Source organism: Bradyrhizobium sp. 27S5 (genome assembly GCF_037217225.1).
Classification (GTDB): Bacteria; Pseudomonadota; Alphaproteobacteria; order Rhizobiales; family Xanthobacteraceae; genus Bradyrhizobium; species Bradyrhizobium septentrionale.
Genome location: NZ_CP147714.1, coordinates 4,405,578 through 4,426,913, shown reverse-complemented (window position 1 = coordinate 4,426,913; position 21,336 = coordinate 4,405,578). Strand labels below are relative to the sequence as shown.

Below are 21,336 nucleotides of genomic sequence, written 5' to 3'. Positions count from 1 at the left end.
GCCGCGGTTTCCAGCATAAACCGGGAATGCCCGATAACCTTTTTGGTGCTTCGGACGAGAAACTCACAGCAATCACTCATAGCGATGTTCCCCCATGGCCGCGGACGGCGCAGCCTGTCTCGCTGGCCTGATGCGGGCAATCGGGACACCGCTTTCAAGGGATCTCTGCAGAGCAATGCTTTCTTCGGCAAGGCGCTTCTCGATGAATCGACGCTCAACCTCCGTGAGGTGAGTTTGCAACAGGCGGCGATACCTACGAATATTGCTTTGGTGGACACGCAGACGAGCGAATTGCTCGTCCGTGCTTGGAAGTCTCGCCGGTTGATTGGCCCGATTCAACCGCCGTTCGATGGCATCGACAATGTGCTTTCGCAGCTTGATTTGGTCCATCGGGGTGCTCCTCACGCTGCCAAAGCTCGATCGATTGTCCGCAACCGCTTAGGGATGCCGCCCGGTGGATGGCGCGGATCCTGTTCGTCGAGATCAGAGAGAGCCCTCAATATCTCGTCGATTGTAACCGGCGCCTTCAAAGCCGCGGGGGCTCGGAGAGCGGGTCTGGACGGGACTGCAAAGGCGTCCGATGCCCAGGAAGCCAACAGCTCCCTTTTTTCTTGCTTCGTCAGTGAGCGATCGGACAAAACACCGTCGGGATGCTCGAATTGCCAGTTTCGGAGTCGCACCCCAAATTCGATGACATCACCTGTATGAGCGGTCGTCGGCCGCATCTCTGCCTCCATTTCTGAGACGACTGAACGGTGCCGCGCGAGCGTTCTCGCGCGGCGTTCGATCTTGCTAGCCGAAGCCAGTCAGGCGGCTTTTGCTTCGATCTGGCGCGCTTTGCTCGCCGTGCCTGCGCCGTCGATCGCGACGCGACGGGGCTTCATCGCCTCGGGAATCTCGCGCTGCAGGTCGATCATGAGAAGACCATTTTCAAACCGAGCTCCCTTCACCTCGACATGGTCGGCTAGCGTGAATTGGCGCTTGAAATTCCGCGCCGAGAGACCGCGATGCAGGAAAGTCTTCCCCTCCTTCTCGCTCTTGCGGCCTTCGAGCGTCAGCACGTTCTGCTCGACGGAAAGCGCGACTTCATCCTGCGTAAACCCGGCAAGCGCGACCGAGATCTGGAATCGGTTCTCGTCGAGACGCTCGATATTGTAGGGGGGATAACTCTCTTCGGCGGTCCGCTGGACCTCGTCGAGAATGTCGAAAAGGCGGTCGAAACCGATGGTCGACCTCCACAGGGGAGTCCAATCATACCTCATAGCCAAATCCTCCTTAGAGCAAGATGGGTACGAGCCGGCACCGGACACCTGACCGGCGCCCGCCTTGAAGGGCCCCGAAAGCGCCCTCGCCGCATGTGCAGCGACAACAAAATTTGTTAGCCCAAGAAAAGTTTCAAGAGGCCCAATAATTTTTTTAGGGCAGTCAGGCGGCCCGGTGATGGGACTGCCCAAGCCATAGCTATTCCTGCCGGTCAGCAATTGCTAGCGGCTTCACTCCCTACCGATTTGGCGCGATCATCGTTCCGCCATGGCCCCGAAACACCACCCGACACCCCTCTCTGGCGGCGACCGCAAGGCGCAAAAAAAGGAGCTGACGCGGGCCCGGGCGGTGACCACGATCCTGGCTCAACGGGCGGCCGAAAAGCGCCGCGGGCGAAGCACTCATCCGCGAGGCCGATGACCTGCTTTGCCAGGGCTGGAACGAGAAGATGTGGGCCGATGGCGGGCTGATCGACCCTTCGCCTTCGATCGATCAGGCCATCAATGGCGGCTATCCACGGTCGGCTAAACGGCCGCCCGCTAAGCTCAAGCCGCAAGCACCAATGGGTTGCAAACTGGCTGGAACCGTCAGAGGCACCAAACTCTGGGCGGGTGACTGCGCGGCTGCGGCAGCTGCGCCGGAAGCTCCACCGCCACCATCCCCAGCTGCACCGCCCCCAAGCGGCGTCGGCGCCCCCGTAGAGAAGCCGTAAACGGTCCGACGCTGTACCGCCGTCACCGTTCGATCGTCTCATCGTCCGCGAGGTCGCGCTCGGCTTGCAGCCAGAAATCTAAGTCGCGGCCGGCTGGCCGGCCCGCCTCTTGCCAAAGCTGACGCGCACGGGCGCGGATCTCGTCTTGTCCACCTCGGCGGGACACTAACCGTTGAAGCCTTTGCCTGACGTCCTCGGCAAAATCGCGTATCCGCTCATAGGTCGTGCGATCCGTTGTGACCGCGGCAAGCCGTTTCGCCCTTTCGAGCTCGCGCTCCAATCCCAGGCGGTTGTCTTTCTCATCCCTGAGCATTCTCCGTATACGAAGTAGGACGCAAATTGTTCATTCAGAAGGTTTCTGACGTGCGAGTTTGGTCACGAGGCGGTCCCCGTCCCAGACTTCCACCGCGTGCTTGTCTGTAAACTTGGTTGCCAGCGCGATGGCTTCAGCATCGCTGGCGCAAATCATGTCCTCACGACCAATCATGTGGCCGTCCGTCCCGACGAAGTAAGCCCGGTAGCTCGGTGCAGGCGAACTGGACATTGGCGTGATGCGATCCCGCTGCGGCTGGGAACTTACCTCTCTTCTCGGAAGTCCGGCACGGGGATTAGTCAGGGCTGACCTGCGCTATCCGATCCGGAAATGGTATGGGCCTTCGACGCTGCTGGTGATCGAGGCGACGACTTCTTGCTTCGACATGTAGCGTCACCCTGTTCCGCGCCGCTACCCCTTGACAATTTGTGCCGTGATATCTGCGCGCTAGCGCGCCTCAACGAGACAAGGCCTTGTCGCGCTCCATCGCACCCAACCGCAACACCTTCGTGGCAGCGACCCTGCAGGAACATCCCCTGGGCTGCTCGATTGACCCGGCGTCTGCTCACTGCCCCGCTAACGTACCGTCGATCCGGAGGTCACGATGAAGAAGCCCCACATTAAACCCGAAGATTTTCCAGTCGAAGCCGACAAGAATCAAATTAAGACTGACAAAGGAAAGCCGATCGCGACCGCCAAAGACGAACCGTTGGCAGAAGAGATTGCGGATCGTCTTAACGAGCAGGCCGATCGCGAGGAACAAGATCGGTGGTCAGCCTGATTCGCCATTGCAGAGATAGACACTCGGTACTTCAAAACCTGTTGGGGGCAGCGGGGGTTATGGGCCATGGATCCGAGATAAACGGCGCCTATTTCGACTGGTCGGAAGGGATCGGCCTGACGAAGGTCAATAATGGTGCCCTTAAGGTTCCATAGAGGGCCGTAGCCTTACGCCGGCCACCCGGTCCGTTCGAGCGAGGCGATCACCTCCGCGGAACGAAGCGCAATAGCGGGCATAAGTCTGCATCCTCCGGCCTCAGCTTGACGTTGATGCTATAAATGGTGGCCTCTGTTTGATTCGAGACCTCATCATGAAGAGCAGCGTGCAACGTCGTCTGCCCCTGCAGGCCACTCGTCCGGCCTATCGCACTCTGAAGGGCTGGGCCCTCGGCACACTGATCGAGCATCACGCAGTGCGACAATGTGAGCGCCACGGACATGCGCTGGACCGCAGCGACCCCGATGCCCGGAGCCGGGCCCGTGAAGCCGCGTGGATCCATCCCTTCCCAGGCGCCACACCGGAGGAATGTCACGCTGCGATCGATGATGTGCTCCGCAGCATCGGCGATACTTGCCCAGAGTGCTAGGTCTCAAAAGGGTCGCTTCTTGGGATCTTCCGCTTGCTGAGTCCGTGCTGTGTTTTGGTCTAGCCGTGCCCGCTCGCTCCGCCGCCGGCCGGCTCGCATAACGCCATAAAAGATCACGGCCCCCAGCAGGAACGCACCAACGAACAATAACCACACCATCACGTAAGACGTTTCACCCAGCACAGGGTCCCTCCTTGGCTTGGTTCCGGGCAAGTGCTGGCGTTCCCGCTGGTTCCTGTGGGACTGGCGCGCTTAATGTCGCGGCTTCCGACTCCACATCCATGATCCGCGTCCTATATTGGTACCATTCAGTGTAGTGGAGTTTTTGAGTATGGCCCCGCGCGCCAATTGGAAGGGCTTTTTGCGGCTGTCGCTGGTGACGTGCCCGGTCGCACTTTTTCCGGCGACGTCTGAATCTGACAAGATCAGCTTCAACCAGATCAACAAGAAAACCGGCCACCGGATTCGCTACCTCAAGGTCGACGCGGACACTGGCGAAGAGGTCGCCAACGACGACATCATCAAGGGCTATCAGGTTGAGAAGGATCAGTATCTCGAGGTCACCAAGGACGAGCTCGAGAACATCGCCCTCGAGTCCACTCGTACGATCGAGATCGACGAATTCGTGCCCAAGAGCGAGATCGATGATCTCTATCTGGTCCGCCCCTACTACATCGTGCCGGACGGCAAGGTCGGTCACGACGCTTACGCCGTCATCCGCGAAACCATCCGCTCGCTCGACAAGGTCGCCCTCGCCCGCGTGGTGCTGATCAACCGCGAGCACGTCATCGCGCTGGAGGCCCGCGACAAAGGACTGATGGGCATGCTGCTGCGCTACCCCTATGAAGTGCGGGATTCAGCCGAGTATTTCGACGACATCCAGGACGTGAAGATCACCAAGGATATGCTCGATCTCGCCAAGCATATCGTCGAGCAGAAGTCCGGGCATTTCGAGCCCGACAAATTCGAAGATCACTACGAGCAAGCTTTGCAGGATCTGCTCGAGAAGAAGCAAAAGGGTCAACCAATCTCGGCCACGCGCAAGCCTGTCCCGAGCAATGTCGTCAATCTCATGGATGCATTGAAACAGAGCATCAAAGGATCGGGCAAAGCGGCGCCGGCGGCCAAACCGGCGAAAGCCAAGAAGGCCGCAGCTAAACCTCGCCGCAAAACCGGCTGAGCAATGAGGCCAGGACAAGTTCGCACGGAAGCAATGAAACTTGCCGGCGCTATTCGTGCGGCGGCCGACAAAATAGCTGGCCCTCGGTTGCCACGCCGTGGCCGCCCGCCAGGCTGATCATGCCAGTTAATCTTTTCGAACCTTGTCTTCCAACTACGGCGAGGCTGTGCTGCTCAGAATCGACGGCGTGTCCGACTTCAACGGCCTGCACTCACACAAGCATGACGACGAGGTGCAGCTCTATGCCTTCGACATCCTCGCGCTCGAGGGCGACGATTTGCGAAAGCTGCCGCTGCATCTGCGCAAGACAAATCTCGCTCGCATTCTCGCCCGCCGTGTTGACGGCATCCATCTCGCGCCGTTCGAGCAGGGCGAGATTGGTCTTGAGCTATACCGCGACGCCTGCCTGACGGGACTCGAAGAAACATCGCGATCGCGCCTATGCAAGCGGCCCGCAGCGCCGTACGCTTGGCGGATCTACCCTCCGCAAAGCGTTATTGATCTTGCTTCAAAATTCGATGATTCGTGTTTTTCATCCACGACGTCTTCCACACGGTTTCGTCCGATCGACGACCGTTGCCAATTACTTACCACTTGGAGCCGCAATAAGCCTTAGGAGTTGCCTTGAGGTCTATTGTTGCGCGGGAGGAGTGCCGAAGTCCGCTTCGGGTCAAACTTGGAAGGCGGAGCGCGCAACCGTGACGTCCGCTTCACCCCCGACACCGGACTTTCGATAGCCCGTGCGGCACTTCCGAAAAGGGCCAAAAGGAGACATGGCTCGCGGTCAGACTAGTGATTAGTCCGGAGTGTCGGCCCGGTCCGGTGGCGTGGAAAATCCTTCCGCACTCTCCGTCCTTTCCTGATCAGCAAGATCAAACTTTCGCCAAGCGCAATGCGGCCTCAACCCCGCCTTCCAGGATTTGCTCCGCCTGCACAGTGTCGGGTACGGCCCGCGCGAACTGCAGGGTGCCCACCATGAGGCCGAAGATGGCGGTCGCGCGGCGGCGACTCGCTGCAGGATCGGCATCCGGAATTAGTGCGGCCAGCGACGAAACGTAGCTTCGTAGCGCCTTCTCGTAGTTCCGCCGAGTGGACAAGGGCTGGCGGGCGATCTCCGGGAGCAACGCCGCCGAAGGACACCCGCCGGCCGGGTCTTGGAGATGTGCGCGGTTCAGGTATCTGCGGATAGCGCTTTCAAGGTTCAGGCCCCTCCCCTGATCATCATCGAGCCGATCTTGCTGGTCTCCGAGCGCGCTCTCCAGCGCCTCGCGAACGAGTGCGTCTTTGGACTCGAAGTGCGGAGAGAATGCGCCTTTGGTCAGACCGGCCTCGCCCATGATCCCGGCAATCCCAGCGGCGGAGATACCGTCTCGGCGTATGCACTTCGACGCCACGTCGATGATGTGCCGTCGCGTCGCTGCCTTGTGTCCTTTCTCGAAACGCATCTTCTCTCCACTCCATCAATGACCCGCAGCCGTTAAGCTGCAGCCGCTTCCAACAGGGTCTGGAGGTCGCGATCAAGTTGCTGGGCAACTGCATCCACATGATCGCTGCCAAACTGACCGAAAAGGGATGCTGGTCGATCATATTCGAACGCGACACCGCCATCGTCATCCTCGCGCAGCAGGACGCGAATGGGCGCATACAGCCCCGCCGACAGTTGATGCCGGGTCATCTTGGATGCGGTGAGCGGATTTCCGATATCAAACTGGATGGAGCGGCGCGTCAGGCCGGCAATTGCCAGAAGTGCCCCATGGTCACGCTGACCGAAAATGGTGAGCGGCGGACATGCCTCCAGCTCTCGAAGGGCGCGCTCGCTTTCCCCGTATCTCAAGAGAGTGAAGATCCCGTCATCGATGCGGGGTGCTAAGGCCGCGAGCTTGGCTCGAACGTCCTCGAAGGGCTTTGTTGAGCGGATGGTGACGTGCTCGACCGGAATGGCGCGCGTTGAGTGCAGTGCATTGGCCATCTGTTGATCCTCTAGACGTTTGTCGTTGTTTGCAGTGGGTCCTTCGCCGCGCGAAGCGGCCACGACGTTAGATCGCACTGGGATTGGCACCCAAGATGCCTTCGACAACGCGGGCAAGGTCTAGAAGCCGCCGGTCGCTTCCCAAGGGGGCGTCCAGCTCGAGACCGATCGGCAGCCCCGCGCGCGACAGGCCAACAGGAAGGCTGATACCCGGCAGTCCCACGCTGCTTGCCGACACGGTATGGTTCGCCAAAGCGAGGTAGCTGACGTTCTGCCCCGCGATATGGACGGTCGCCTGCTCCTCGATCGAAGGCGCCGTGCAGGGCGTGGTCGGTTGCAGAATAGCCAGCGCCCCATGAGAGACGAACGCCGTGTGGAGCCGGCGCTGAATTTCCGGCCGGCTCACGTTGAGCGCCGTCTGATAGGCCCCTGCCGAGGTAGCACCCGCGCCGCCTGGCAGTACGATGTGCCCCCACGCCTGCCGAAGTTGGGGCTTGAGGCCCTCGTAAAGGGCCTCGAACGTGGTCGGAATCTCATGGCGGCGAAGAAATTCCGAGATGGTGCCCATCGTCTCATGAGCGAAGATGCCCCATGTCGCGGTTTGGACGAGGGAATTGAAGTCGTCGCCAAGGTCTACTTCAACGACCTCGGCGCCGGCGTCCTGCAGTCGCCGGACCACCGCGCGGAATCGGGTCTCGACTTCCGCGTCAACCAGATCCAGGAACTGTCGCGGCGCGAAGGCCAGCCGGGTTCCCTTCAGGCCGTAGCCGCCGCCGGAGGGTCCCGCAGCCTGTTCACCAGTCACGACCTGATCCACCAAGATGCAGTCCTCAACGCTTCGGGCAAATACGCCCGTCGTGTCGAGTGTATGGGAGATCGGAGCAACGCCGTTGCGCGGCCAACGCCCGGTCGTTGGCTTGAAGCCCACGACTCCACAGAACGATGCGGGTACCCGGATTGACCCGACGGTGTCACCGCCCAGGGACGCGGGAACGAGCCCAGCAGCCACGGATGCGGCGGAGCCGCTTGAGGAGCCGCCCGACATGCGATCCCGTGCGTGCGGATTTTTCACCTGACCGTAACGTGCGTTGTGACCGGTCAGGCCGTAAGACATCTCGACGAGGTTGTTCTTGCCGAAAATCAACGCGCCCGCCCCCTTGATGGCCCGGACAACGTCGGCATCTTCGCGCGGAACAAAATGAGCCAGACCTTCGATGCCCAGGCTAGTAGGTAGCCCTTTCGTCAAATAACTGTCCTTCACCCCGAGCGGCACGCCAAGGAGCGGGGCCGCCGATGCGGCCGCACGCGACTTGTCTGCGGCCCTCGCGGCCGCCAGCACCCCCGCCTCGTCGAGGGTGATGAAGGCATTTAGTTCGGCAAGCGCTCGGGCGCGCTGTAAGAGCGCCGCGGTGTAGGCTTCCGAGGTAATGTCGCCGTTGCGAACCGCTGCTGCAGCGGCTGCGAGCCCAAGCGAGCTGGCATCTGTGGTTTGTTGCGATGAGGCAGTGGCCGTGTCGTCCATGAAATCCTCGCTAGGAGCTGTTTGCATCCGGCCGCCGCCCAACAGCGGTCCAGCTTGATGCCATTACGGTCATAATATTAAATTACGAACGTAATTCAATGGAGGTGGCGACTTCGCCGAGGACACATGAGCGTGAAGTGCCGACTGACCGATCAATTGCGGCCAATGATTATTTCAACGACGACTTCCGCAATGGGTCAAACTCGGAAGTCGGAACGCGTAACCGTAACGTCCGCTTCACCCCCGATATCGGACTTTCGATAGCCAGCGCGGCACTTCCGAAAAGGGCCATGAGCAGACGCGGTGAGAACATCGACGTCTAGTTCAAGACAGATCTTTCGAGCAGGAGAACACGTCCTACTGGAAGGCCGGCTAGGTCATCGCCAGGCGCGCTTTCAGACGCGGTGTCATCCAATTCAGAAATGCGCGCTGCTTGATCGGGACGTGTTTGCGCGGCGCGCAGACGATATGGACCGGCAGCGGCTCGGGCTCGAACTCTTCCAGCACGATCGCCAGTTTGCCGGCGCGCTTCGCGCCGTCCATCTTGTACGACATCACCTGCGTCAGACCGGCGCTGTCAATCGCTGCAAGGACCGCCGCTTCGGACGTATTGACGCACAGCCTCGAAGTGATGGGCGCAACCTTCGTCCGGCTGCCACGTACGAATCTCCAGGCCGGAGGCGCCGCATGCTCATCGATCGTGATGCAATGGTGCTTGGATAGATCGTCGAGCTGTTTCGGGCGCCCATGCTCCTTCAGATAGGAAGGGCTCGCGCAAACGACGATGCGGATCGAGCCAATTCGGGTCGCTATCATGCTGCTATCCGGCAGCGACCCCACGCGGATCGCGATATCGACTTCCTCCTCCGTCATATTGATCACGCGATCGGTCAGCATGAGTCGCAAGGAAATCTCCGGGTAAGCCTCGAGAAATTCGACGGCCAAGGGCAGCAGATGCGTGTGTCCGAGGCCCCAGGGCGCGGTCACCGCCATCTCGCCCTTTGGAAGCCGATATTCGCCCGACACCTCGCGCTCGGCATCGTCCACCTGTTCGATTATGCGCCTGCACGCATCGATGTAGGCTCGACCGGCGTCGGTCAGCGTCATGCGCCGCGACGTGCGCTGAAACAGTTGGGCCTTCAGGCGAGCTTCCAGCTCGGCGACCTTCCGGCTGACGGTGGCCACCGGCGACTTCAGGCGGCGCGAGGCCGCCGATATGCTGCCCGTCTCGGTCACGGCGATGATCACCGACATGGCCTCCAAGCGATCCATCGAGATCTCGCCTTTCCGAACTTTGAGAAGTTCCTTCCCGATCTTATGGGCTGCACGACCGCGCTGCAACGCGGTACGCCGGGTGGGCCGAGCCGGTCGGCCGCAAAAGTCACGGGAGTTCGAACATGGGCACCGTCGCGACCAAAGATGGCGTAGAGATCTTCTACAAGGACTGGGGCAAGGGGCAGCCGATCGTCTTCAGCCACGGCTGGCCGCTATCGGCCGACGACTGGGACGCGCAATTGCTGTTCTTCCTCGGCAAGGGCTACCGGGTCGTCGCCCATGACCGGCGCGGCCATGGTCGATCCTCGCAGGTCGGCGACGGCCACGACATGGACCACTACGCGGACGACCTTGCCGCCGTGACTGCGCATCTCGGTCTCGAGAACACCATCCATGTCGGCCATTCGACCGGCGGCGGCGAGGTGGTGCGCTACCTGGCGCGGCACGGCGAGACCCGCGTCGCGAAGGCGGCCATCATCAGCGCGGTGCCGCCATTGATGGTGAGGACCGCAGCCAACCCGGGCGGCCTGCCCAAGGAGACGTTCGACGACTTCCAGGCGCAGCTTGCCGCTAACCGCTCGGAGTTCTACCGCGCCGTCGCGGCGGGCCCTTTCTACAACTACAACCGGCCCGGCGCGAAGCCTTCCGAAGCCATCATTCAGAATTGGTGGCGACAGGGAATGATGGGCGGCGCCAAGGCCCATTACGACGGCATCGTCGCTTTCTCGCAGACCGATTTCACCGCGGACCTGAAGAAGATCGGCGTGCCGGTGCTGGTGATGCACAGCGAGGACGATCAGATCGTTCCCTACGCCGACGCCGGCCCGTTGTCGGCCAAGCTTTTGAAGAACGGCACGCTGAAGACCTACAAGGGTTTCCCGCACGGCTTGCCGACCACGCAAGCCGAAACCATCAACGCCGACCTTCTCGCGTTCATCGAGAGCTAAGGCAGCCATGACGGTCTCAAAGGAACATCTCCTGTCTCGGCGCGGCTTCTGTCTATGCTGCATCGGAGGCGCTGCCACCGCGACCGCGGGAGGATGGCTCACGCCCCGCCAGGCCTTTGCGGAGGCGCGCGGCATCGTCAGCCTGATCAAGGACAGCGCCGCCACTTCGCCGATCGTCACGCACAAGCTGCGCGGCAACATCAGCGCGCTCGAAGGCTCCGGCGGCACCGTCGCTGTTCTCACCGGGCCCGACGGCAAGGTGCTGATCGATGCCGGCATCGGCGTCTCGCGCCCGCAACTGACGAAGGCCCTGGCCGACCTCGGCACCGAGCCAATTACGCACCTCATCAACACCCACTGGCATTTCGACCACATCGACGGCAACGCCTGGCTCAACGCGGCCGGCGCGAAGATCATCGCCCAGGACAACACGCTCAAATACCTGTCCCAGGTGCAGCGGGTGGAGGACTGGGACTACAATTTCCTTGCACAACCACAGGGCGGAATCCCGACCGAAACGTTCGCCGGCGAACACAGTCTCAAGCTCAATGGATCGACGATCCAACTCAGACACTACGGTCCGGCGCATACCGACAGCGATATCTCGGTTACTTTCTCTGAGGCCAACGTCGTCCACGTGGCCGACACGTTCTGGAACGGCATCTATCCGTTTATCGATTACTCGACCGGCGGTAGCATCGACGGGATGATCGCGGCATCCGACGCCAACCTGGCGGCGACGGCCGAAGACACGATCATCATCGCCGGCCACGGCAAGGCCGTCGGCACCAGAGCTGAGCTCAGGGAATTCCGCGACATGCTCGTCGCCATTCGCGACAACGTCGCCGCCCTGAAGAAGCAAGGACGCTCGCGCGAAGAGACGGTCGCGGCAAAGCCGACCAGCGCCTTCGACGCCAAATTCGGCAATTTCGTCATCGACCCCGGCTTCTTCACCAGGCTGGTCTACCAAGGGGTCTGATCACCGCACGTCACTAGTCTTTCGAACCCGGAGCACGACATGAACGACCTTCATTCGACCAACACTCGCGCTGAACTGGATCGCCGGCGGTTCACGCTCGCGCTGCCTTTACTAGCCGCCGGGGCCACCTATCCGCAGACGGCACGCGCGGCCAACGCGTCGTCCGGCGACAAACCGCCGATCGTAACGCACCATCGGACCAAAACGATCGACGGCATCAAGATCTTCTATCGCGAAGCCGGCCCATCCGGCGCCCCGGTCTTGCTCCTCCTCCACGGCTTCCCGACCTCATCCCACATGTTCCGGAATCTGATCCCGGAGCTCGCCGACCGTTACCATGTGATCGCTCCCGACTACCCCGGCTACGGACAGAGCGACATGCCCGACCGGGCGCAGTTTCAGTACACCTTCGACCGCTTTGGAGAGCTCGTGGACGGGCTGCTCGACCAGCTCGGCGCCAAGCGCTACGCCATATACGTCATGGACTACGGCGCCCCCGTGGGCTGGCGTCTCGCGCTCAAGCATCCCGACCGCGTCAGCGCGCTCATCGTTCAGAACGGCAACGCCTACGAAGAGGGCCTCAAGGAGTTCTGGGATCCGATCAAAGCATACTGGTCCGATCACTCCGAGGAGCACCGCAAGGCGCTCTACGTGCTGGTCAAGCCGGAAACCACCAAGTTCCAGTACACCGACGGGGTCAGCGACGTGACCCGTGTCGCCCCCGACAACTGGGTCCATGATCAGGCGCTGCTCGACCGTCCTGGCAACGCGGAGATCCAGATGGACCTGTTCTACGACTACCGCACCAACCTGCCGCTTTACCCCGAGGTGCAGGCCTATTTCCGCAAGCATCGGCCCCCGACGCTGATCGTCTGGGGCAAGAACGACAAGATCTTCCCGGCCGACGGCGCCTACCCCTACAAGCGCGATCTTCCCCAAGTCGAGTTTCACCTCATCGACACGGGCCATTTCGCACTCGAGGACAAGTCCGACGAGATGGTGCCGCTGATCCGCGATTTCCTCGCCCGCAAGGTCGCGTCGTGAAGGAGCGCGACTCGATAGCGCAGCTTATTTTGGCGTCGCTCGTCTTGGCAGCTTGTGCCGCGGCGCTCGCACGCGGCGAAGAGGCCGACGACAGCTCTCCGATCTTCGGCGTCAAGATACCGGCCGGGTACCGGGGTTGGGAGTTGATCGCCCCCTCCCACGAAGCGGGCGGCTTCAACGAGCTTCGGGGCATTCTCGGCAACGCCGTCGCGATGAAAGCCTACCGGGAGGGGCCCCTTCCGTTCCCGGACGGGGCGATTCTCGCGAAGCTCGCCTGGAAACAGGAACCGTCGACGGAGTTCGACGGCGCCTCGTGCCCCGCCACGCCACGACGGTGCAGATCATGGTTAAGGACTCGAAGAAATACGCTTCGACCGGCGGGTGGGGCTTCGGCCGCTTCATCGACGGGAAGCCTGTCGATCGCGCCCAACACGAGACATGTTTCGGCTGCCATCACCAGACGGAGCGACCTCCTGCTTGGTCGTGGAGTAATCCGTGGGATCAAGCTCGAAAACTGAAAATTCCGGAGCTTTTTCAGCTTCCTTCGGTTGACACCCCTTCCGCCATTTCAAATTGAAAATACTGAATAATAATCGATGTTGCGCTTCTAGCGCACAAATGACTGTACAACGAGAGCGATCCCGGCGCGGCGGGCCCGTCGAGCCTCGCCGGAAAACGATATCTATTCTCCATCTGACCAACCGAAGCCGTTAGCAAATCAGCAAGCAGGTCGGCGCAGGCTTCCCGGAGGGACGGGACCGATTTCGGAACGCCTTGCGGTCACCGTTTCGGAGGAACTGGCGCGCTGTCCCGCCTGCCGGCTCCTCTTTCTCAAAGTCTGTGTATGCACTGCAACAGTCATTTGCCCACGTACCTGCTAAATTGACGGCACTGGGAATTCAGGGCCCAGCGCTGGAAAACAATGACGCCGCCGGGACAACGTATTTCGAGCCCGGCGGCGCAGTTTCGCGCATCTAACTGGTGCCGGCCGCGGCCATGTTCTCGATGATCGAGAGCACCATCTCTTCGGCGCAACCATCGATGCAGTCGATCTTTCCGCCCGACCATGCCTCGGGACACCGGATCTTCGCCCTTAAGCCCTCCAGCGTCTTGGCCGACATATTCAGGATTTGCAGCCCGGACACTCTCAACGCACGCTGGCGCGACCATCCAACTGCCATATGTCAGAACCGACCTCCCACCAACTATCGATGAGGCAACCACTCGGTGGCTGAAAGCTCGCTGATGACTCGAGGCGGTTAGAATTTACGTCCGGAGGATTCCATTTTTTTGCATTCCCCGCTGACTGTAAGGGATTTCCCTTCCGACGACAGGGTTTTGGTAGCCTTGCCTGACTGTCGGGAAATAGTGATCGAAAGCGAAGCTGCGGTATCCTTTCCACCGATAGTAATTTTTATCGGGCCATCGAAGGAGAAGGAATCTTGGTTCACTCTCCAACCTCCTGCTGTATCGATGTAGTATTGGAGGGTCGACGCGGCCACGCTCCAATCGTCAGTTGAAGCGAGCGGAAAATCGCACTCCAATGCTGCGACCAGAGTTTGCGCGTGACCTTCCTGGGTCAACGCTCCTAAGGCCAGAAGCGCTAAAACTCCATTTCGTATGCCTTGCACGTAAAAACTCCTCGAAGCGTTTGGGCACTTTGCGGATGGGGGCCCGGAAACCTTTAATTACCTGGCGTTTTTGAATCCTGCTTGCGCCTTTGCGGGGGCACCGCCGATGGCGAGTCCCAGTCATTCATTTTCAGGCAAATGAGGAGTTCGACATAGCTTTGTACTTGCCCTGACCCCGCCAAGAGTTCGCAACTTTCACGCGGTCCTGCCGGGACAGTTAGCCAGATCGAGTCTAGCTGTTGCCGCGCATCCGTCTCGTCACTCACGCACTTACTCGCATCCTGGGGCAGTCCCGACGCTTTATCGTCAGCGGAAACATCCGCGCAAAGCGCCTTGATATCGAAGTTGGGAACACTGTCTGAAATTTGTACGGGCGGCTGGCCAACGAGCAATAATCCCAAGAGTGCTGCCTTCATAAGATCATTCTCCCCGTCCGGCGTGCCCCAGCTCGAAGGGGATTGAGCTGGGGCTGACGCGGCTTCGGAGGCTGTAGCGGCCAACCTCCGCCCACGACGTTACATTGCGCCTCTTCCCTGATTTCCATCCACCACGAACCGCGATTGCTGCGGCGCGCTACCACCTTTGCGCCAGGGCCCGGCCTTCCCCTATCCGCTCGCTTGTTCGGAATGGCAATTGCCGCAGGCATTTATCGATTTACGATCTACCTAATCGTGCGGATTGGCCGACCCAACCCCACACACCCCGACCATGCATATCGCGCGATGAGGGATCGCCGCTCCAGCCACAGAGCGACGGTCCCGCCCAATCGCAGGGGGCGGTCTGCCATCCCCTTTGGACTATATGTCCATCAAGCGAAAGCCGATCGAGATTCCGCCCAAGGTCGCCAGACAGTTCGCTGCCGATATGCGAGCCCTCCACACCGACCCCGATCCGATCGAGCGCGACGAGATCGCGGCTAACACCGGGAATCTGCTCCTGCAGCATATGCCCCAAGGGCACAAAGCTCCCGCTCGCCGACATACTTCTACTTTTCGAGCTGATGCGATCTTGGTCGGAGACAACTCGGCCGGCACACCTCGAGCTTACCCACGCTTCAGACGAGCGATCCTCTTGTAGTCGATCCACAACTCGATGATTTCGTGCGCGTCCAAATAATCCTTAGCCCGACGCTTCGCCTCTTCGTCGTCACTGCAACGAAGTGTTTGCCGTCAGGGCGTGTGAGACAAATTGAAGGATTTTGCGGAGGGAGGATTTCTGGTTCATCGTAGCCACCAGGAGCGAAGATGAAGCAGAAATCCGGACCGGGCAAAGCGCCGGCAGAACAGGTACTAAGGGACATTCGGCGCCAGACCCGCCGGCAGTATTCGGCGGAAGAGAAGATCCGCATCGTGCTGGAAGGACTGCGGGGCGAGGAGAACATCTCCGAGCTCTGCCGGCGTGAGGGCATTGCCGCCTCAATGTATTACGGCTGGTCGAAGGAGTTCCTCGAAGCCGGTAAGCGCCGCCTGGCGGGCGATACGGCGCGTGCGGCGACCTCCGGCGAGGTGACGGATCTCCGTCGTGAGACGGCCGCATTGAAGGAAGTCGTGGCCGACCTCACCCTTGAGAACCGCCTACTCAAAAAAAGCATGAACGGGGATGGGGAGGACGAGGCATGAGATATCCTGCGTCCGAGAAGGCCGAGATCATCCAGTTGGTCGAGCAGTCGCACCTGCCGGCCAAGCGCACGCTGGACAAGCTCGGGATCCCACGCGCCACGTTTTATAGATGGTATGATCGCTATCGTGATGGCGGCGTCGAGGCGCTGGCTGACCACCGGTCTCGACCTGACCGGATATGGAATCGCATCCCCGACGATGTGCGGGGCCAGATCATCGACCTGGCGCTGGAGCTGCCCGAGCTGTCGCCGCGCGAGCTGGCCGTGCGGTTCACCGACGAACGGAAGTATTTTGTCTCCGAGGCATCGGTCTATCGGCTGCTGAAGGCGCATGACCTCATCACCAGCCCCGCCTATGTGGTGATCAAGGCGGCGAACGAGTTCAAGGACAAGACCACCGCCATCAACCAGCTCTGGCAGACCGACTTTACCTACCTCAAGATCACCGGCTGGGGCTGGTACTACCTGTCGACCGTGCTCGATGACTTCTCGCGTTACATCGTCGCCTGGAGGCTTGGTCCCACGATGTGTGCCTCCGACGTCACGGCCACACTCGACCAGGCACTCGCGGCCTCCGGCCTTGACCACATCACCGTCGCGCACCGGCCGAGGCTTCTCAGCGACAATGGTTCGAGTTACGTCGCGGACGATCTGGCCAGGTGGCTCGAACACAAGGGCATGCAGCACGTGCGCGGCGCTCCGTATCATCCCCAAACCCAGGGAAAGATCGAGCGCTGGCATCAGACCCTGAAGAACCGCATTCTGCTCGAGAACTATTATCTACCTCACCACCTCGAACGGCAGATCGGCGCCTTCGTCGAGCATTACAACCACGTCCGCTATCATGAGAGCATCAAAAACCTGACCCCGGCTGACGTCTACTTCGGCAGAGCCGAGACCATCCTAACCGAACGACAGCGCATCAAGCGTGAGACCATCGCAAACCGCCGCTTGCAGCACCAACTGCAGGCCGCTTAAACTCCAACAACAGATGAGCCAGAGCCTCCCTTCTCGAAAAGCCTGATTAGTCTCAAATTATCTGACGACGGACAATTTCGTTTCATGAGATTGCTGAGGCGATCTTGCTTAATTCGTCGCCCCGCCGGCAGCCGCGGCCTCTTCCTGCGCCGTTGTCGTTGTGCAATGGGATCAACGGGGCGATCTGGCCGCCGCCATCTGCTACCCTTTCCAGGGGGCGTAATCGATACGATCTCGCCGGGGGTGGCTTTGAATTTAACGCCTGAGTATCGGTCCCGCCGCCTCCACCCACGGCTGAGATCGCCTGCCTGCACCAAAGGCGATCTCGGTGCCTGGCTTCACCGGTGGAACGGTGCAGTCCTTACCGATGCCGAAATATCGGTGTCCGAAGCATTGATCCGCTTCGCCTGGCGAACGAACTGCGTGCTCGCCGCCGGCTGCGTGACCCGGAACCGTGGATTTCAATCCAGCCGTGAGAAAAAGAACTCCTATGTCAAATCGGTTTACCGGCCCCACTCCCCCGTGGTTCCCCGGAATCCAATTTGGTCTTGAAACGCGCTAACAGCCAAAAAGTCCGAGGTTGGTTTCCATCAAGATCGACTGTTTCAGATTTCCGTACGGTGCGCCGGCGTGACGCGGCCGCTTTTCATGTGAGCCGCGAATCCTACAGGAGGCACCTATCGATGTCGCGATCCGAGCATGCGTTGATCTATGTCAGTCGCAGCAACAGTAATGTGCGCGACAGTTCTGCGAGCGAGATCATTCGCAGCATACTCGCGCGGTCACGCTCGAAGAATGCTAAGCTCGGCGTAACCGGCGCGCTGCTCTTCAGCGAGGGTTACTTTTGCCAGGTCCTCGAAGGTGACCAGGCTGCCGTCGAGGAAATCTTCAACGTGATCGAATGCGATGTCAGGCACCGGGACATCACCCTTCTGACCTTCAGGCCTTCGACACCGCGGCGCTTCCGTTGTCGCTGCGAGAGCGCGCACATGACGCTTCCGCATTGCGCCCCTCTAGAGCCTTTCCCGTTCCGATGGAATCGGAACGGGGCTCTAGATTCTTTGTTTTGACGCGTTTTCTTCACGCGAACCGGAAGCCACTTCGCTCGAAAACGCTCTAGGAGAACGTAAAGTCCGTTGCCAGGAGCTGGCTCTTGTTCACGCCGATCAGCCAAATGGCCGTGTTCGCGTCGGCCGTAACAATGGAGAACGAACCGTAGTCTGTCGTAGCGGCGAGCACTTGATCAAAGCTCGTCAGCATCGTTCCTTGAAGCGCGATGAGGTCGTTTGCGACCTCAAAGTCATTCACGACATCGACGCCCGAATTCGCATTGAACAGCACCTTGTCATTTCCGCCCGGGCCAAGGAACAGGTAGTCAGTCCCGGCGCCTCCGTCGAATGTGTCGTTTCCGGCCTCGCCGAGCAGGACGTCAACGCCGGCGCCGCCGTACATGATGTCGTCGCCGTCTCCCATGTAAAAATAGTCCTGACCATCTTCACCGGTCGCGACGTCGTTGCCTGCCGCCATCACGAAGATGTTGTTGCCGCCTCCGCCGAATCCGGTGTCGTTGCCGACGTCACCGTAGAAATAGTCACCACCGTCTCCGCCGTATAGGTAGTCGTCGCCGGTTTCGCCAAGCAGCACGTCGACGCCGCCGCCGCCAACGAGAACATCGTTGCCGGCGCCGCCATAGAGGTAGTCCTGATCGTCGCCACCATAGGCGACGTCATTGCCGTTGCCTGCCACCAGGACGTCGACCCCGGCGCCGCCCGAGAACACGTCGTTGCCGTCGCCGCCATAGAAGTAGTCGTTGCCGGTGCCGCCGTAAGCCGTGTCGTTGCCGGCCAGTCCGACCAGAACGTCAGCTCCAGCCCCGCCCGCCAGGGTGTCATTGCCCGCGCCCCCGTAGAGCAGATCGTTCGTCGCCGGACCCGAAGGATCGACCGGGGAAAACAGCGTGTTGGCCACCAGGCCGCCGATGGCATAATTGCCGTCGGCGAAATTCAGATATTCCCCGCTGTAAACCGTATCCGTACCGTCGACGCCATCGACGACCACGGTGGTGCCACCATAGATCGAAATGCTGTAGGCCGCCCGGGGCGCGGAGAAATTGAAAAAGTCAGTGCCGGCGTCGCCCTGGAGGATATCGTTTCCGTCGCCGCCGGTAAGTGTGTCGTCGCCCGCACCGCCATAGACGACATCGTTGCCCGATCCGGCGTCGATCGCATCGAGGCCGTCGCCTCCGTAGAGCGCGTCAGCTCCCGCTCCGCCCCGCAATGCGTCATTCCCGGCATCGCCGAACAGAGTATCGTTGCCATCATCGCCCGACAGCAGATCGTTGCCGGCGTCGCCGTGGATGCTGTCATTGCCGAGGCCGCCAAACATCTGATCGTTGCCGTCGTTGAGCATGGCAACGTCGTCGCCAACAGCTCCCGAGATCACGTCTCCCGTGTTGAAGCCGCGAAAGATGTCGTTACCGCCCGTCCCGACCTGAATGAGTGTGTTGTAGCCGGTCCATTGCCAGGCTGAATCCTGGGATCCGCCGGTGCCCGGTCCATTGTACAGGTATGCAACCGCTTGGAGGTCCAGCGGTCCGAGGTGCGTCGGCTGCGCACCCGTATAGCTCATCACCGTCTGGGATTTATCGTCGAGACTCGGCGTCAGCGTCGGATCGCCATCAAACGGATGCTTGAAGCCGATCGCGTGTCCGATTTCATGCAGCATTAGCCCGATAGCGACGCGGCCATACTGGACGAAGACGTCGCCGCCGATTTGATTGTCGTAGTCGTAGTTGATCGATACGTTCGGGTAATACCCAAATCCGCTGTAGTTGGCGTATTTGGGGTCGGTGGAGAAATCTGCCGTAGTGAATCGGATATCGCCGAGACCTGCGGGCACCTCGAGAAAAACCAGGCCGCTTGCGGCCGCCCATTGTTGCAACGCCGCCCGTGCGACGGCCTTCTCGTCCTCGGTAAAGGGTCGAAGGCTGTTCTTGAAGGCTTGGGTATCTGACGAAGCAAGCTCGGCCGCCGAAATGGTTGTGTCGAACGAAAAGCTGACGAATGCAGGCCTGCCAGGGAGCGACGCTCCCGAAACCGAATTGCCCCACCATGAGTTGCCGGACAAAATTGCGGTGAAGTCGCTGACAACCGTCATAAATGCCCCCGAATGCAACCTTAAAATGCGTACTATTTCATCGGGCCCCCTGCTTCGCAAGCGCGATCCCGGCGGCTGGAAGAAAAAGCCAGGGCCGGATCGCTCTGCTTCGACGATGGCCGGGTCGTCGCCGATGTCCGGTGGTCGCCAGCGAGTATCAGCGCAGCATGAGGCGCCGGCCGGCACAACGCCAACGCGCCGGTGAGCTCTCGGCCAGATGCAATATGACCTTGTTGTTGGCGTGATCGATCAGCGATCCGCTAACTGACGATGTTGAAGTTCGCCGCCGTGACGGTGTCCGCAGTGGCACCATTCAGCCAAACCGCGGTGTCGGCATCAATCTGGACCACGAAGTAAGCGCCGTTCTGATACGAGTGCGACAGAACGTCGGCGAACGAAGTGAAGCCGGAGCCGTTCAATTGCACGACGTCCCAAAGCGGCGTCCAGTCCTGCACGACCTGCACCCCGGGAACGTCGTTGACAACGAAGGTGTCGCTGCCCACGCCGGTGCCCGGACCGCCGCCGTTTCCGCCGAAATAGTAATTCACGCCGGCGCCGCCATCGAAATAGTCGTTTCCGGCGCCGCCGATCAGCACGTCTACGCCATCACCACCGTACATCACGTCGTTGCCGTTGCCGCCATAGGCGTAATCGTTTCCGCCATAGCCGAACATCGCATCATCGCCGTCATCGCCGATCAGGACATCGAAGACCTGCGACCCCACCAGCACGTCGTTGCCGGTTCCTCCGTAGGCATTACCGCCCCCTGTCGGAAGGTAGATCCAATCGTTTCCGCCGCCGCCTTCCAGCAAGTCTACTCCGGCATCTCCAACGATGGTTTCTTCTGCCGCGCCACCATAGATGCTGTCGTTGCCCAACCCGCCGTAGAAGGATGCTCTGCCAACCAGCCCATTGCCGGTGAATGCAATCACATCATCCCCATTGCCGCCCAGGACCACTGGCTGGGGGCCATCGTCGTGATCGTAGGACCCATAAAGGCTATCGTTCCCGTCGCCTCCATCCCAATGCACAGCGAACCCGGTGACAAGATCATTGCCGCCGCCTCCATATGCAATGCCATCGTAGTTTGCGTTGAAGAGAGCATTGATGGTGTCGTCGCCGTCACCACCATAACCTCCTCCCTGGCCGACGACCGTGATCAGATCATTCCCCGCGTCGCCATACAATGCGCCGACGCTAGAGATGGTGTCGTTGCCAGATCCACCGTAAACCGCGCCGCCAAATCCCCCTTCAGGGAGAGAAAGATTGTCACCTCCCTCACCACCGTAAAGCGTTTGGGGACCCAGCCCACCGTACCCGCCGGCAAGTGTATCGTTTCCATCCAGGCCATACATGGCATCTTCGGGGCCCGTATGGCTGTC

General features: G+C 60.5%; 21 protein-coding genes and 2 pseudogenes. 10 read left to right on the top strand and 13 right to left on the bottom strand.

Annotated features, from left to right (window positions below; translation table 11 throughout):
* Positions 1 to 72: 72 nt before the first annotated feature.
* Positions 73 to 390: a hypothetical protein gene (locus WDM24_RS20495; RefSeq protein WP_338832247.1), complete on the bottom strand. Its 318-nt coding sequence runs from the start codon at positions 388 to 390 to the stop codon at positions 73 to 75.
* Between the two features lie 416 nt (positions 391 to 806).
* A complete protein-coding gene (locus tag WDM24_RS20490; protein ID WP_338832419.1) occupies positions 807 to 1,262 on the bottom strand; it encodes an Hsp20 family protein in 456 nt (151 codons plus the stop codon).
* Between the two features lie 268 nt (positions 1,263 to 1,530).
* On the opposite strand from WDM24_RS20490, the pseudogene WDM24_RS20485 reads away from it, so the two are divergent.
* Positions 1,531 to 1,780 (top strand): annotated as a pseudogene (locus tag WDM24_RS20485) (hypothetical protein); the annotation flags it as partial.
* 217 nt (positions 1,781 to 1,997) lie between these two features.
* Here the strand turns inward: WDM24_RS20485 and WDM24_RS20480 are convergent.
* Together WDM24_RS20480 and WDM24_RS20475 are read right to left on the bottom strand one after the other, a co-directional pair.
* Positions 1,998 to 2,288 carry a DUF2934 domain-containing protein gene (locus tag WDM24_RS20480; protein ID WP_338832246.1) on the bottom strand — a complete coding sequence of 97 codons (291 nt, stop codon included), beginning with the start codon at positions 2,286 to 2,288 and terminating at the stop codon, positions 1,998 to 2,000.
* Between the two features lie 30 nt (positions 2,289 to 2,318).
* A complete protein-coding gene (locus tag WDM24_RS20475; RefSeq protein ID WP_338832245.1) occupies positions 2,319 to 2,519 on the bottom strand; it encodes a hypothetical protein in 201 nt (66 codons plus the stop codon).
* Positions 2,520 to 2,892: 373 nt separating this feature from the next.
* Between WDM24_RS20475 and WDM24_RS20470 the strand changes: the two genes are divergently transcribed.
* The 3 genes from WDM24_RS20470 to WDM24_RS20460 all read left to right on the top strand — a co-directional run bounded on the left by WDM24_RS20470 (position 2,893) and on the right by WDM24_RS20460 (position 5,451).
* Positions 2,893 to 3,069: a hypothetical protein gene (locus WDM24_RS20470; protein WP_338832244.1), complete on the top strand. Its 177-nt coding sequence runs from the start codon at positions 2,893 to 2,895 to the stop codon at positions 3,067 to 3,069.
* 917 nt (positions 3,070 to 3,986) lie between these two features.
* Positions 3,987 to 4,835, top strand: coding sequence for a Ku protein (locus WDM24_RS20465; RefSeq protein ID WP_338832243.1), 849 nt, complete (start codon positions 3,987 to 3,989; stop codon positions 4,833 to 4,835).
* Between the two features lie 187 nt (positions 4,836 to 5,022).
* Positions 5,023 to 5,451, top strand: coding sequence for a hypothetical protein (locus WDM24_RS20460; protein ID WP_338832242.1), 429 nt, complete (start codon positions 5,023 to 5,025; stop codon positions 5,449 to 5,451).
* A 256-nt stretch (positions 5,452 to 5,707) separates the two neighbouring features.
* Here WDM24_RS20460 and WDM24_RS20455 read toward each other — a convergent pair whose 3' ends face one another.
* The 4 genes from WDM24_RS20455 to WDM24_RS20440 form a co-directional block, all read right to left on the bottom strand.
* Positions 5,708 to 6,280 carry a TetR/AcrR family transcriptional regulator gene (locus tag WDM24_RS20455; RefSeq protein ID WP_338832241.1) on the bottom strand — a complete coding sequence of 191 codons (573 nt, stop codon included), beginning with the start codon at positions 6,278 to 6,280 and terminating at the stop codon, positions 5,708 to 5,710.
* 32 nt (positions 6,281 to 6,312) lie between these two features.
* Positions 6,313 to 6,804, bottom strand: a complete 492-nt coding sequence (locus tag WDM24_RS20450; RefSeq protein ID WP_338700818.1) for a DUF302 domain-containing protein — start codon at positions 6,802 to 6,804, stop codon at positions 6,313 to 6,315.
* A gap of 67 nt (positions 6,805 to 6,871) precedes the next feature.
* Complete coding sequence (locus WDM24_RS20445) at positions 6,872 to 8,326, bottom strand: amidase family protein (protein ID WP_338700815.1); 1,455 nt, start codon at positions 8,324 to 8,326, stop codon at positions 6,872 to 6,874.
* A 372-nt stretch (positions 8,327 to 8,698) separates the two neighbouring features.
* A complete protein-coding gene (locus WDM24_RS20440) occupies positions 8,699 to 9,598 on the bottom strand; it encodes a LysR family transcriptional regulator (RefSeq protein WP_338832240.1) in 900 nt (299 codons plus the stop codon).
* Positions 9,599 to 9,723: 125 nt separating this feature from the next.
* Here WDM24_RS20440 and WDM24_RS20435 point away from each other — a divergent pair, with 125 nt between their 5' ends.
* From WDM24_RS20435 to WDM24_RS20420, 4 genes and pseudogenes are all read left to right on the top strand, one after another.
* Positions 9,724 to 10,548: an alpha/beta hydrolase gene (locus tag WDM24_RS20435; RefSeq protein ID WP_338832239.1), complete on the top strand. Its 825-nt coding sequence runs from the start codon at positions 9,724 to 9,726 to the stop codon at positions 10,546 to 10,548.
* A gap of 7 nt (positions 10,549 to 10,555) precedes the next feature.
* Positions 10,556 to 11,527 carry an MBL fold metallo-hydrolase gene (locus tag WDM24_RS20430; protein ID WP_338832238.1) on the top strand — a complete coding sequence of 324 codons (972 nt, stop codon included), beginning with the start codon at positions 10,556 to 10,558 and terminating at the stop codon, positions 11,525 to 11,527.
* 39 nt (positions 11,528 to 11,566) lie between these two features.
* The gene (locus WDM24_RS20425) at positions 11,567 to 12,571 is read left to right on the top strand and encodes an alpha/beta hydrolase (RefSeq protein WP_338832237.1); all 1,005 of its coding nucleotides are present in this window, start codon (positions 11,567 to 11,569) and stop codon (positions 12,569 to 12,571) included.
* A 44-nt stretch (positions 12,572 to 12,615) separates the two neighbouring features.
* Positions 12,616 to 13,025 (top strand): annotated as a pseudogene (locus WDM24_RS20420) (cytochrome P460 family protein); the annotation flags it as partial.
* Between the two features lie 520 nt (positions 13,026 to 13,545).
* On the opposite strand, the gene WDM24_RS20415 reads toward WDM24_RS20420, so the two are convergent.
* The 3 genes from WDM24_RS20415 to WDM24_RS20405 form a co-directional block, all read right to left on the bottom strand.
* Positions 13,546 to 13,716, bottom strand: coding sequence for a hypothetical protein (locus WDM24_RS20415; RefSeq protein ID WP_338687999.1), 171 nt, complete (start codon positions 13,714 to 13,716; stop codon positions 13,546 to 13,548).
* A gap of 114 nt (positions 13,717 to 13,830) precedes the next feature.
* Positions 13,831 to 14,202 carry a hypothetical protein gene (locus WDM24_RS20410; protein ID WP_338832236.1) on the bottom strand — a complete coding sequence of 124 codons (372 nt, stop codon included), beginning with the start codon at positions 14,200 to 14,202 and terminating at the stop codon, positions 13,831 to 13,833.
* 53 nt (positions 14,203 to 14,255) lie between these two features.
* Positions 14,256 to 14,618, bottom strand: a complete 363-nt coding sequence (locus WDM24_RS20405) for a hypothetical protein (RefSeq protein ID WP_338687994.1) — start codon at positions 14,616 to 14,618, stop codon at positions 14,256 to 14,258.
* 828 nt (positions 14,619 to 15,446) lie between these two features.
* Here WDM24_RS20405 and WDM24_RS20400 point away from each other — a divergent pair.
* Positions 15,447 to 16,798 (top strand): IS3 family transposase gene (locus tag WDM24_RS20400; RefSeq protein WP_166208706.1). Its coding sequence is split into 2 segments (ribosomal slippage): positions 15,447 to 15,783 and positions 15,783 to 16,798, totalling 1,353 coding nucleotides; the frame shifts between segments, so codons are not numbered across the junction.
* Positions 16,799 to 17,481: 683 nt separating this feature from the next.
* Positions 17,482 to 17,868 carry a BLUF domain-containing protein gene (locus tag WDM24_RS44525; protein WP_414645740.1) on the top strand — a complete coding sequence of 129 codons (387 nt, stop codon included), beginning with the start codon at positions 17,482 to 17,484 and terminating at the stop codon, positions 17,866 to 17,868.
* A gap of 46 nt (positions 17,869 to 17,914) precedes the next feature.
* On the opposite strand, the gene WDM24_RS20390 is transcribed toward WDM24_RS44525, so the two are convergent.
* Both WDM24_RS20390 and WDM24_RS20385 read right to left on the bottom strand, forming a co-directional pair.
* Positions 17,915 to 19,954, bottom strand: a complete 2,040-nt coding sequence (locus tag WDM24_RS20390) for a hypothetical protein (protein ID WP_338832234.1) — start codon at positions 19,952 to 19,954, stop codon at positions 17,915 to 17,917.
* Between the two features lie 260 nt (positions 19,955 to 20,214).
* Entirely contained in the window at positions 20,215 to 21,309 is a 1,095-nt protein-coding gene (locus WDM24_RS20385) for a calcium-binding protein (RefSeq protein ID WP_338832233.1), read from the bottom strand.
* Between the last annotated feature and the right edge of the window lie 27 nt (positions 21,310 to 21,336).

Bases quoted from the DNA above. Each gene is read 5' to 3' on its own strand.
- WDM24_RS20470 (WP_338832244.1), top strand. From the start codon at position 2,893: ATGAAGAAGCCCCACATTAAACCCGAAGATTTTCCAGTCGAAGCCGAC.
- WDM24_RS20445 (WP_338700815.1), bottom strand. From the start codon at position 8,326: ATGGACGACACGGCCACTGCCTCATCGCAACAAACCACAGATGCCAGC.
- WDM24_RS20480 (WP_338832246.1), bottom strand. From the start codon at position 2,288: ATGCTCAGGGATGAGAAAGACAACCGCCTGGGATTGGAGCGCGAGCTC.
- WDM24_RS20490 (WP_338832419.1), bottom strand. From the start codon at position 1,262: ATGAGGTATGATTGGACTCCCCTGTGGAGGTCGACCATCGGTTTCGAC.
- WDM24_RS20390 (WP_338832234.1), bottom strand. From the start codon at position 19,954: ATGACGGTTGTCAGCGACTTCACCGCAATTTTGTCCGGCAACTCATGG.
- WDM24_RS20440 (WP_338832240.1), bottom strand. From the start codon at position 9,598: ATGGATCGCTTGGAGGCCATGTCGGTGATCATCGCCGTGACCGAGACG.
- WDM24_RS20455 (WP_338832241.1), bottom strand. From the start codon at position 6,280: ATGCGTTTCGAGAAAGGACACAAGGCAGCGACGCGACGGCACATCATC.
- WDM24_RS20450 (WP_338700818.1), bottom strand. From the start codon at position 6,804: ATGGCCAATGCACTGCACTCAACGCGCGCCATTCCGGTCGAGCACGTC.
- WDM24_RS20430 (WP_338832238.1), top strand. From the start codon at position 10,556: ATGACGGTCTCAAAGGAACATCTCCTGTCTCGGCGCGGCTTCTGTCTA.
- WDM24_RS44525 (WP_414645740.1), top strand. From the start codon at position 17,482: ATGTCGCGATCCGAGCATGCGTTGATCTATGTCAGTCGCAGCAACAGT.
- WDM24_RS20495 (WP_338832247.1), bottom strand. From the start codon at position 390: ATGGACCAAATCAAGCTGCGAAAGCACATTGTCGATGCCATCGAACGG.
- WDM24_RS20385 (WP_338832233.1), bottom strand. From the start codon at position 21,309: ATGTATGGCCTGGATGGAAACGATACACTTGCCGGCGGGTACGGTGGG.
- WDM24_RS20435 (WP_338832239.1), top strand. From the start codon at position 9,724: ATGGGCACCGTCGCGACCAAAGATGGCGTAGAGATCTTCTACAAGGAC.
- WDM24_RS20425 (WP_338832237.1), top strand. From the start codon at position 11,567: ATGAACGACCTTCATTCGACCAACACTCGCGCTGAACTGGATCGCCGG.
- WDM24_RS20405 (WP_338687994.1), bottom strand. From the start codon at position 14,618: ATGAAGGCAGCACTCTTGGGATTATTGCTCGTTGGCCAGCCGCCCGTA.
- WDM24_RS20475 (WP_338832245.1), bottom strand. From the start codon at position 2,519: ATGTCCAGTTCGCCTGCACCGAGCTACCGGGCTTACTTCGTCGGGACG.
- WDM24_RS20465 (WP_338832243.1), top strand. From the start codon at position 3,987: ATGGCCCCGCGCGCCAATTGGAAGGGCTTTTTGCGGCTGTCGCTGGTG.